Source organism: Stenotrophomonas maltophilia (assembly GCF_047497515.2).
Lineage (GTDB): Bacteria > Pseudomonadota > Gammaproteobacteria > Xanthomonadales > Xanthomonadaceae > Stenotrophomonas.
In genome coordinates, this window is record NZ_JAXAXL020000017.1 from 33567 (window position 1) to 44777 (window position 11211).

Below are 11211 nucleotides of genomic sequence, written 5' to 3' on the forward strand. Positions count from 1 at the left end.
GGGCCGCGTGGGCGTATTGGGCCGCAGCGGCGTTGCAGGGAAATGACCGGGGTGCGTAGCGCGTATGGCACGGACCCGCGGTAGAGTCGGCCGCTGGCCGGCTGCGGTGGTGGTGGACATGATTGCGGTTGCCGGCCAGCGGCCGGCACTACCCGTTTCCGCTGCGCGGAAACAGAAACGCGCCCCGTGGGGCGCGCTTCTGCAGCTGGAACCGGAAAGAAGGCTTATGCCTTCTTTTCCGCTTCCAGCTGCTTGCGGATCTGCGCATCGACCGCCGCGATGGCCGTCATGTTCAGGATCCGGCGCGAGGTCGCGCTGGTGGTCAGGATGTGCACCGGCTTGTTCACGCCCATCAGGATCGGGCCGATCGCCACACCGTCGGTGAACACACGCACCAGGTTGTAGGCGATGTTGGCCGCTTCCAGGTTCGGCAGCACGAACAGGTTGGCGCGGCCCTGCAGGGTCGAGCCCGGCAGCAGCTTCTGGCGCAGCGCTTCATCCCACGCGGTGTCGCCCTGCATTTCGCCGTCCACGTTCAGGCGCGGGTTGCGCTTGAGCAGCAGCTCGCGCACCTGGCGCATCTTCAGCGCGTCCTTGGAATCGTGGCTGCCGAAGTTGGAGTGCGACAGCAGCGCCACCTTCGGTTCGACACCGAACAGCTTCATGCGGTAGGCCGCCTGCAGGGTCGCCTCGCACAGCTGCTCGGCGGTCGGATCTTCCTGCACGTGGGTATCGACGAAGAAGAACACGCCCTGCTGGTTGATCACGCCGGTCATCGCCGAGGTCGAGGTGACCTTCGGCTCCAGCGGCAGCACGCTGCGCACGTAGCCCAGCTTCTTGTGGAAGCGGCCGACGATGCCGGTCAGCATCGCGTCGGCTTCGCCACGCGCCACCATCACCGCCGCGATCAGGGTCGGGCGCGAACGCATCAGGTTCTTCGCTGCGGCCACGGTCACGCCGCGGCGACCGGTCAGGCCATGGTAGTACTGCCAGTACTCGTTGAAGCGCGGGTCGTCGTTGATGTTGGTGACTTCAACGTTCTCGCCGATCTTCAGGCGCAGGCCGAGGCGCTCGATGCGCGATTCGATCACTTCCGGGCGGCCGATCAGGATCGGGTGCGCCAGGCCGTCATCAACCACGTTCTGCACCGCCTGCAGCACTACTTCCTCTTCGCCTTCGGCATACACCACGCGCTGCTTGTCGCTGCGCGCGCGGTCGTAGACCGGCTTCATCATCAGGCTGGTGCGGTAAACGAACTGGGCCAGCTTGTCGCGGTAGGCACCCATGTCGGCGATCGGACGCGCAGCCACGCCCGAATCCATCGCGGCCTGGGCCACGGCAGCCGACAGCTCCACCAGCAGGCGGCGGTCGAACGGGCGCGGAATCAGGTATTCACGGCCGAAGCTCGGGGTCTCGCCGCCATAGGCCGAGCCCATGTCGGTGGCGGCACGGCGTGCCAGCGCGGCGATGGCGCGCACGCAGGCGATCTTCATTTCTTCGTTGATCGCGGTCGCGCCCACGTCCAGCGCACCACGGAACAGGTACGGGAAGCACAGCACGTTGTTGACCTGGTTCGGGTAGTCCGAACGGCCGGTGCCGATGATCGCGTCCGGACGCGCGGCGCGCGCCACTTCCGGCATGATTTCCGGGGTCGGGTTGGCCAGCGCGAAGATCACCGGGTCCGGCGCCATGGTCTTGACCATCTCGGCGGTCAGGATGCCCGGTGCGGACAGGCCCAGGAAGATATCGGCGCCGTCGACGATCTCGGCCAGGGTGCGCTTGTCGGTGTCGCGCGCATAGCGCTGCTTTTCCGGGTCCAGGTCGGTGCGGCCGGTGTGGATCACGCCCTCGCGATCAAAGGCCAGGATGTTCTCCGGCTTCAGGCCCAGCTGCACCAGCATGTTGACGCAGGAGATGCCGGCCGCGCCCATGCCCGTGGTCGCCAGCTTCACTTCCTCGATCTTCTTGCCGGTGATCGCCATCGCGTTGAGCACCGCGGCGCCGACGATGATCGCCGTGCCGTGCTGGTCGTCATGGAACACGGGGATCTTCATGCGCTCGCGCAGCTTGCGCTCCACGACGAAGCATTCCGGGGCCTTGATGTCTTCCAGGTTGATGCCGCCGAAGGTCGGCTCCAGCGAGGCGATGATGTCGACCAGCTTGTCCGGGTCGGTTTCATCCACTTCGATGTCGAACACGTCGATGCCGGCGAACTTCTGGAACAGCACGCCCTTGCCTTCCATCACCGGCTTGCCGGCCAGCGCGCCGATGTTGCCCAGGCCCAGCACCGCGGTGCCGTTGGAAATCACCGCCACCAGGTTGCCGCGGGCGGTCAGCTCGCTGGCCTGCTGCGGGTCGGCCTTGATCGCTTCACAGGCGTACGCCACGCCCGGCGAATACGCCAGCGACAGGTCGCGCTGGGTCAGCATGGGCTTGGTAGCGGAAACCTTGATCTTGCCGGGCGGAGACATCCGGTGGTAATCGAGGGCGGCCTGTTTGAAATCTTCGTTGGACATCGATGTGGGTTACATGAATGGGCAGAAGGGACAGGGGATGATACCCCCGTTGGAGCGTCTGGACCTGTCGCTATCCTGTCGCAGGCATGCTGCGACCGCACAATTCCGTGCCGTATGCGACCAGACCTTGATACCAGCTTCGGCGCCTCGCGTGACAGCCGTGGGACGCCTTGAAACGCCGCGGGGCCGTACCACTCTCGTGATCGGCCCCGCGGTACCACACACCTGGATCAGCCCTTGGCCGGCAGCGCCTCGGGCAGCGCGTCCACCGGCGGCGGCAGCTCGCTTTCGCGGCCGTCCAGCGCCAGCTGCAGGCGATTGCGGTCCAGTGCACCTTCCCAGCGCGAAACCACCACGGTGGCCACGGCATTGCCGATGAAGTTGGTCAGCGAGCGGCATTCGCTCATGAAGCGGTCCACGCCCAGGATCAGCGCCATGCCGGCCACCGGCACTTCCGGCACCACCGCCAGGGTGGCGGCCAGGGTGATGAAGCCGGCACCGGTGACACCGGCCGCGCCCTTGGAGCTGAGCATGGCGACCAGCAGCAGGGCGATCTGGTGGCTCAGGGTCAGTTCGGTGTTGGTGGCCTGGGCGATGAACAGCGCGGCCAGGGTCATGTAGATGTTGGTGCCGTCCAGGTTGAACGAGTAGCCGGTCGGAACCACCAGGCCCACCACCGACTTGCTGCAGCCGGCGCGTTCCATCTTCTCCATCAGCGACGGCAGCGCCGACTCAGAGGAGGAGGTGCCCAGCACCAGCAGCAGTTCGGCCTTCAGGTAACGCGCCAGCTTGAACACCGAGAAGCCACACAGGCGGCAGACCAGGCCCAGGATGACCGCCACGAACAGGAACGCGGTGAGGTAGAACGAGCCCACCAGCCAGGCCAGGTTGATCAGCGAACCGACGCCGTACTTGCCGATGGTGAAGGCGATCGCACCGAAGGCACCGATCGGGGCGGCCTTCATCAGGATGTGCACCAGCTTGAACACCGGGGCGACCAGCGCCTCCAGGAAGTTCAGCACCGGCTTGCCCTTCTCGCCCACCATTGCCAGCGCGATGCCGAAACCGTGCGCGCCGGGCATGGTCAGGTCGAGCAGCACCAGGTCCACATCCGGGTGCGCGTCGAGGGCTTCGGCCAGGGCCTCGGCACTGGCCACCTCGCGCACCTGTGCCAGCGGCAGGCTCTGCCGCAATGACTGCACCACCGCCGAACGCAGCAGCGGGTGGTCGTCGGCGATCAGGATGGTGTATTCGCTCATGCCGCCATTGTACGGGCAGGCCGCCGCGTCAGCGCCCTGCCGGCTCCACGCTGCTGCGCCAGGCGTCGAGGAACTGGCGGCGCTTGAGTGCATCCAGGTACACCAGCAGGCCCGGGCCGAGCTGGATCGGACGGCGGCTGCGACCCGGCGCGTCATCGCTGCGCGCATTGCCGGTCACGATCGGCATCAGCCGCGCCTCGCGCGACAGCACCTGCTGGCCACGCGGCGACAGCAGGTAGTCGAGGAATCGCCGCGCTTCTTCAGGATGCGGGCCGGTGCGCGGAATCACCGCGGTCCGCAGCACCACCAGCGTGTAGTCCTCGGGCTCGACGATGGCCAGCGGCGCGCCGGCGTCGATGCGCGCCTGCGCATAGGAGCCGAGCACGTTGTAGACCAGCGACAGCTGGCCGCTGGCCACCTTGTCCAGCAGCACGCCGGTGCGCTCTTCGCGCACCACGTCGTTGTCGCCTAGAGCGCCCAGCAATGCGCCGGCAATACTGCCACGCTGCGCATCCTGGGTGGCCAGCAGGTAACCCACGCTGCTGCGCTCGATGTCATAGGTGCCGACCTTGCCGCGCAGCGGCGCACCTTCGGCACGCAACCGGTCCAGCAGCTGGCGGCGCGTATGCGGCACCTTTGCGGCCTGCAGCGTGCGCGTGTTGTAGACCATCACCACCGGTTCGTAGCTGATCCCGAACGCTTCGCTGCGCCACTGCGCCCACGCTGGCAATGCAGCGGTCTGCGCCGAGCGGTGCGGCAGCGCATGGCCATCGTTGACCAGCTTGGTCTGCAGGTCCATGCCGCTGGAAATCAGCAGGTCAGGCGACGCTGGCCCGGCACGGTCGTGCAGGTAACGCGCATACAGGTCCTGGGTGATGATGTCCTCGTAGACCACTTCGGTGCCGGGATGCAGGCGCTGGTAATCGGCGATGACCACCGCGAACACTTCGATGTCGGTGGTGCCGTGGATGCGCAGTTGCGCGGTGGCCGTTCCCTGCGCCGGGAAACGGCGCACGTCACCCGGCGCGGCCAGCGCTGGCAGGGCCAGCAGCAGGGCAACGGCCGTGGCGAACAGACGGATCATGAGCTACTCCGGGGCAGGCGGATGGTGGCGACCAGCCCACCCTGCGGGCGGTTGCTGAGGTCGATGCGGCCGCCGTGGCTGTCGACCACGCGCTTGACGATGGCCAGGCCAAGCCCGGCACCGCCGGACGGCGCACCTTCGCCGCGGGCGAAACGCTCGAACACGCGTTCGGCATCGGCGGGCGCGATGCCTGCACCGTGATCGGCAATGGTCAGCACCGCCTGCCCACCTTCCACGGTCAACGCAATCTGCAATGAACCGTCGCCGCCGTACTTCAGTGCGTTGTCGACCAGGTTCTTGATCGCCTCGCGCAGCAGCAGTGCATCCCCATGCACCAGCACCGGTTCAGCGGTCATCGCCAACTGCACGCGCGGCGCCGGGACGGCCTGCGGCAAGGCCTCGTGCAGGGCCTGGTGCACGGTCTCGGCCAGATTCACCGCAGCAAAGCGCTGCAGGTGGGAACGGTGGATCACGCTGGCGTCGCTGAGCAGCTGGTTGAGCAGGCGGCTCATATGCGTGGCATTGCGCTCGATCGCCTGCAGGCTGCGCCGCATGTCTTCCGGGTCGTCGTCATCCAGCGCCAGCTGTGCCTGCGCGCGCAGTGCGGCCAGCGGCGTGCGCATCTGGTGTGCGGCCTCGGCCATGAACGCGCGCAGGGTCTCATTGCTGCTGGACAGGCGTTCCATGAAGCGGTTCAACGCGGCCACCATCTGGTCCATCTCGCGCGGCACGCGTGCGTCCAATGGCTTCAGGTCGGAGGGCTCGCGACGCGACAGCTCGCGCTCCACCCGTACCAGCGGGCGGAACGCCCGATGCACGCCGAACGCCACCAGCGCCAGCAGCAGCCCGGACAGCACGCCAATGGCCAGCAGCGCACGGTTGACCATGTCCTGTGCCACGGCCTCGCGCGCGCGCCGGGTCTGGCCCACCTGTACCTGCACTTCGCCCTGCGCCGAGGCCGCCGCGAAGCTGCGGCCGACCACCACGAAACGCACAGTCTCGCCGCTGTAGGGAGCATCGAACAGCTGCGGCTGCGTGCCGGGCCGGCGCGGCGGCGCCGGCAGGTCGCCGTAGCCGGTGATCAGGTTGCCGCGGCTGTCGGCCACCCGATAGAAGACACGGTCTTCCGGTGCCATCGCCAGCAGGTCCAGCGCCGCATAGGGCAGATCGACCTGCCATTGACCATCGACCAGCGCCACCGAATCGGCGATGGACAGCGCCGAAGACACCAGCAGGTGATCGTAGGATCGGTTGGCGGCACGCTGGCCGTAGTCGCGCGCGGCGAACAGCAGCGCCACCGCGAACACCGCCAGCAACGCGCCGAGGTACAGCAGCAGCGTACGCCGCAGCGACCCCGGTGCGGCGTTCGCAGCGCGCGCGTCAACCATCGGCGTCGGCACTACCGTCACTGGCTTCCAGCAGATAGCCGACGCCGCGCACGGTAGTGATGCGCAACGGAGCGCCAGCAAGCTTCTTTCTCAGGCGCCCGACATACAACTCGATGGCATTGGGCCCGGCCTCGTCATCGAAGCCGAACAGGCCGTTGCCGATCTCGTCCTTGCCCACTACCTGGCCAAGGCGGCCGACCAGGATCTCCAGCAGCCGGTACTCGCGGTTCGGCAGTTCGATCGGCTCGCCGTCGAGGCTGACCCGGTGCGCGGCGTTGTCGAACTGGAAGCCGCCAATCTGCACCACTTCGCTGGCCTGGCCACGCGCGCGTCGCAGCAGCACGCGGCAACGTGCTTCGAACTCGCGGAAATCGAACGGCTTGCCCAGGTAGTCGTCGGCCCCCACATCCAGCGCCTGCACGCGGTCTTCGATACCGTCGCGCGCGGTCAGCATCAGCACCGGCGTGCTGTCGCCGCGCTCGCGCATGCCGGCCAGCACGCGCAGGCCGTCCAGCTTGGGCAGGCCGATATCCAGCACCACCAGGTCGAAGCTCTGGTAGCGCAGCACGCTGGCGGCGGCCAGCCCGTCGGCCTGCCAGTCCACGGCGTGCCCGCTACGACGCATGCGACGGATGATCGCATCGGCCAGATCCGGGTTGTCTTCGACCAGCAGCAGGCGCATGGGCACACGGGTGGGAGGGGAAACGAATGCTACCGCATGGCGCAGGGTGCACCCGCCGCGCCCTGCCCGGCGACCATTTACGCTGCACCGCACAAACCGTTGACAGGACGATGACAGCTACGGCGACCCAGACTGCGGCCGCGCACCGTCCGGTGCCCACGATTGCCGCGCGCCTGGCGCGCACCTGGGAGGGTTTGTGGAATTCACGTTTGCCTGGCGGCGTCCTGCCGCCATGATGGCGCTGGCTGCCCTGTCGGCGCCGGCCTTCGCCGAAGACGACCGTCCGGTCACCGCCACTCTCGGTGGCCGCCTGCACCTGGACTTCGCCACCTTCGACAACGACAACCGCGGCACGCCGAACAAGGACGATACCGAGATCCGCCGCGCCTGGGTGGACGTCTCCGGCAAGTTCTTCGTGGTCGACTACAAGCTGGAAGCCGATTTCTCCGGCGACCGTGTCGAGGCCAAGGACGTGTACCTGGCACGCAGCTTCGGCAAGGCGGGCAAGCTGACCGTGGGCCAGTTCAAGCAGTATTTCTCGCTGGATGACCGCACCAGCTCCAACTACGGCAGCTTCCTGGAGCGCGGCAACGCCGGCACCACGCTGGCGCCGCTGTACCGCCTGGGCGCGTCGTGGCAGGCCAATCCGGGTGATTTCACCTGGGCGGCCAGCGTCTACAGCCTGGAAAGCATCGACGCCTGGCAGGTGAAGGGCCGCGCGGCCGGTGGCCGCGTCACCTGGGCGCCCTCGCCCCGCGACGGCGACGTGCTGCACCTGGGCCTGTCGCTGGCCCGCGAGGCCTACGACAATCCGGGCGCCAACGGCGTTCCCGGCCTGAAGATCCGCCCGCGCCCGGCCGGCCATCTGTCCGACGAGAGCCGCCTGACCCTGGTCGACTTCTCCGCCGGCCGCGATACCGACGTCAACAAGTGGTCGCTGGAGTACGCGCAGGTGCGCGGCCCGCTGTCGTGGCAGGGCGAGTTCAGCGGCGCCACCTTCGATGACGGTGCGCAGCGCGGCGACGTGATGGCCGCCTACGGCATGGTCAGCTGGTTCGTCACTGGCGAAAGCCGCGCCTACGACCGCAAGACCGGCCGCTTCGCGCGGGTCAAGGACATCCGCCACAAGGCCGGTGCCTTCGAGGTGGCGCTGCGCTACGACCAGATGTGGGGCGCGCAGCATCTCGATGGTGCACCCGACCTGCGCCGTGGCAGCACCGAAGCGTGGACGCTGGGCGGCAACTGGTACCTGCGCGACAACCTGCGCTTCATGCTCAATGTGATCGAAAGCCGCAACCGCGACCGCCTGGCCGGGCTCACGGTGGACCGCACGCGCGCGGTCACCGGCCGCCTGCAGTACGACTTCTAAGCCCGGATTCCCGGGCATGCCGCCCGGGCCGCTTCCACTCCCCCACATCCTGTTTTCGCAAGGAGTCCGCAGATGATGCTGAGCATCCTCGGCTTTGGCATGGTCATTACGTTCATGTACTTGATCATGAGCAAACGCCTGTCGCCGCTCGTCGCCCTGATCACCATCCCGATCATCTTCGCCCTGCTGGGCGGCTTCGGCGCCAACATCGACGAAATGATGCTGGAGGGCATCAAGAAGATCGCGCCGACCGGCGTGATGCTGATGTTTGCCATCCTCTACTTCGGCGTGATGATCGATGCCGGCCTGTTCGATCCGCTGGTGCGGGTGATCCTGCGTTTCGTCAAGGGCGATCCGATGAAGATCGTGCTCGGCACCGCGGTACTGGCGATGCTGATCTCGCTTGATGGTGACGGCTCGACCACCTACATGATCACCGTCTCGGCGATGCTGCCGCTGTACCAGCGGCTGGGCATGAACGCGCTGAACATGACCTGCGTGACCATCCTTGCCGGCGGCGTGATGAACCTGACCCCGTGGGGCGGCCCGACCGCACGCGCGGCCACTGCGCTGCACGTGGACCCGGCCGATGTGTTCGTGCCGCTGATCCCGTCGATGGTGATCGCGTGTGCCGGCGTGCTGCTGCTGGCCTGGTACCTGGGCCTGAAGGAGCGCCGTCGCCTCGGCGTGGTGACCCTGCCCAAGGGCGGCAGCTGGATGGACAACAGCGTGTCCGACGACAGCAACCCGCTGCCGACCGTGGAAGATGCCGAAGACATCAAGCGGCCGAAGCTGCTGTGGGTGAACCTGGCCCTGACCGTGGCACTGATGACCGCGCTGATCATCGGCGTGCTGCCGATGCCGGTACTGTTCATGGTCGGCTTCGCCATCGCCCTGGTGATCAACTACCCGAACCTGGCCGAGCAGCGCCGCCGCGTGGTCAACCACGCCGGCAACGTGCTGTCGGTGGTGTCGCTGATCTTCGCCGCCGGCATCTTCACCGGCATCCTCAACAACACCGGCATGGTCGAAGCGATGTCGCACAGCTTCCTGGCGGTGATTCCGGAATCGTGGGGCCCGTACCTGGCGGTGATCACCGCAGTGGCGTCGATGCCGTTCACCTTCTTCATGTCCAACGACGCGTTCTACTTCGGCGTGCTGCCGATCCTGTCCGAGGCCGCCGGCAACTACGGCATCACCCCGGTGGAAATGGCACGCGCCTCGCTGGCCGGCCAGCCGGTGCATCTGCTCAGCCCGCTGGTGCCCTCCACCTACCTGCTGGTGGGCCTGGCCAAGGTCGAGTTCGCCGACCACCAGAAGTTCACCCTGAAGTGGGCCATCGCCATCTCGATGCTGCTGATGGTCGGCAGCCTGCTGTTCGGCTTGTACCCGCTCGCCGCCTGACCTCTTACCAAGGAGCCTTCTGCAATGACGCTTCGAATCGCTTACGTCACCAGCGGCATGGGCAGTGTCGGCACTGCCATCTGCCAGAGCCTGGCCCGCAGCGGCCACACCGTGGTCGCCGGCTGCGCACCGAATTCGCCGCGCAAGGCCAACTGGCTGCGCGAACAGCGCGAACAGGGTTTCGATTTCATCGCCTCTGAGGGCAATGCCACCGACTGGGCCTCGACCAGCGCCGCGTTCGCCAAGGTCCGCGCCGACGTCGGCGAGGTGGACGTGCTGGTCAACAATTCCGGTGGCAGCCGCGATCTGCTGTTCCGGCAGATGACGGTGGAAGACTGGAACGCGGTGATCGCCTCCAACCTCAATGCGCTGTTCAACCTGACCAAGCAGGTGGTCGACGGCATGGCTACGCGTGGTTGGGGCCGCATCATCAACATCGGTTCGGTCAGCGCACACAAGGGCCAGATCGGCCAGGTGAACTACGCCACCGCCAAGGCCGCGATGCATGGCTTCAGCCGCGCACTGGCCGCCGAAGTGGCCTCGCGCGGCGTCACTGTCAACACGCTGTCGCCGGGCTACATCGCCAGCCAGGCAATCAGCAGCTTCCCCCCGGATGTACTCGACCGGCTGGCCGCGTCGGTGCCGGTGCGCCGCCTGGGCCGCCCCGAGGAAGTGGCTGGGCTGGTGGCCTGGCTGGCGTCGGACGAGGCCTCGTACGTGACCGGCGCGGATTACCCGGTCAATGGCGGCCTGTACATGGGCTGAGCCCTCTTCCACGCAACGCGTGGACTGCCTCCCCCACGGAGTGCGCGGGGCCGGTGAACCTTCGCTTGCGAAGGGGATCCGGCCCCTTTTTTCTGCCTGCACCCCGCCCGTGCTATACCAGCCACGATCCAGGCACTGGGAGTGCGCGCATGCAGCGCTGGGCGTGGACAATCGCGGCGATCGTGTTGGCTGCGCCGTGCATGGCGGCAGCACCGGCCGCACTGCCGATGGCCAACGAGGTGCAGGCTGACCGGCTGGTGGAACTGAGCCGGCGCTGGGCGCCGCCATTGCCGCGCACAACGCGGCTTGCCGACCTGCAGGCAGTGATGCCTGCGCCAGCATCCCTTGCTGGGAAGCCCGGTACGCCACCGCAACTCACATTGCCTGCCATGGCGCTTTCACCGCCGCTGCAGGTCACCACGGGCGTGGTGACGCTGCACACGGATCGTCAACGCGTGCAGTCCGTGCGCCTGGACATCGGCGGTGCCTGCGTGACCCGACAGCAGATCAATCACCGCCTCGGCCGCCCCGATCGGGTGCTTCCACCCAGCGGCCATGCACCGGAACAGGCACTGACGCTGAGCTATGCCGAGGCCGACCGCTGGATGAGCTACCTGTTCCCCGGCGTGGATCACCGTTGTGTCTCGCAGGTGATTATCAAGCCGGTGGATGCGCCCGCTCCATGAGCGCCGCGCGTCATCGCCCGGCTGGAGGCTGCTTTTTCATAAAAGTCCTATAGACCAC

The 11211-nt window shown here is 67.2% G+C and carries 9 protein-coding genes; 4 read left to right on the forward strand and 5 right to left on the reverse strand.

Features of this window, described 5'->3' with window-relative positions:
• Window positions 1–224: 224 nt before the first annotated feature.
• The 5 genes from ACMZPQ_RS18880 to ACMZPQ_RS18900 all read right to left on the reverse strand — a co-directional run bounded on the left by ACMZPQ_RS18880 (window position 225) and on the right by ACMZPQ_RS18900 (window position 6929).
• Window positions 225–2516, reverse strand: coding sequence for a phosphate acyltransferase (locus ACMZPQ_RS18880; RefSeq protein ID WP_197583957.1), 2292 nt, complete (start codon window positions 2514–2516; stop codon window positions 225–227).
• A gap of 230 nt (window positions 2517–2746) precedes the next feature.
• The gene (locus ACMZPQ_RS18885; RefSeq protein ID WP_414485999.1) at window positions 2747–3868 is read right to left on the reverse strand and encodes a cation:dicarboxylate symporter family transporter; all 1122 of its coding nucleotides are present in this window, start codon (window positions 3866–3868) and stop codon (window positions 2747–2749) included.
• Window positions 3804–4859, reverse strand: coding sequence for an extracellular solute-binding protein (locus ACMZPQ_RS18890; RefSeq protein WP_197582350.1), 1056 nt, complete (start codon window positions 4857–4859; stop codon window positions 3804–3806). Before ACMZPQ_RS18890 ends, ACMZPQ_RS18885 begins: the two co-directional genes overlap by 65 nt.
• Window positions 4856–6247: a sensor histidine kinase N-terminal domain-containing protein gene (locus tag ACMZPQ_RS18895; protein ID WP_197582351.1), complete on the reverse strand. Its 1392-nt coding sequence runs from the start codon at window positions 6245–6247 to the stop codon at window positions 4856–4858. Before ACMZPQ_RS18895 ends, ACMZPQ_RS18890 begins: the two co-directional genes overlap by 4 nt.
• Window positions 6240–6929: a response regulator transcription factor gene (locus tag ACMZPQ_RS18900; protein WP_019662067.1), complete on the reverse strand. Its 690-nt coding sequence runs from the start codon at window positions 6927–6929 to the stop codon at window positions 6240–6242. Before ACMZPQ_RS18900 ends, ACMZPQ_RS18895 begins: the two co-directional genes overlap by 8 nt.
• Before the next feature lie 232 nt (window positions 6930–7161).
• On the opposite strand from ACMZPQ_RS18900, the gene ACMZPQ_RS18905 reads away from it, so the two are divergent.
• The 4 genes from ACMZPQ_RS18905 (at window position 7162) to ACMZPQ_RS18920 (ending at window position 11153) form a co-directional block, all read left to right on the forward strand.
• Complete coding sequence (locus ACMZPQ_RS18905; protein WP_197582371.1) at window positions 7162–8298, forward strand: OprO/OprP family phosphate-selective porin; 1137 nt, start codon at window positions 7162–7164, stop codon at window positions 8296–8298.
• 75 nt (window positions 8299–8373) lie between these two features.
• Window positions 8374–9702, forward strand: a complete 1329-nt coding sequence (locus tag ACMZPQ_RS18910; RefSeq protein ID WP_049456280.1) for a CitMHS family transporter — start codon at window positions 8374–8376, stop codon at window positions 9700–9702.
• A 24-nt stretch (window positions 9703–9726) separates the two neighbouring features.
• Window positions 9727–10467 carry an acetoacetyl-CoA reductase gene (gene phbB, locus ACMZPQ_RS18915; RefSeq protein WP_049456278.1) on the forward strand — a complete coding sequence of 247 codons (741 nt, stop codon included), beginning with the start codon at window positions 9727–9729 and terminating at the stop codon, window positions 10465–10467.
• 149 nt (window positions 10468–10616) lie between these two features.
• A complete protein-coding gene (locus ACMZPQ_RS18920; protein WP_197582352.1) occupies window positions 10617–11153 on the forward strand; it encodes a hypothetical protein in 537 nt (178 codons plus the stop codon).
• Window positions 11154–11211: the final 58 nt, after the last annotated feature.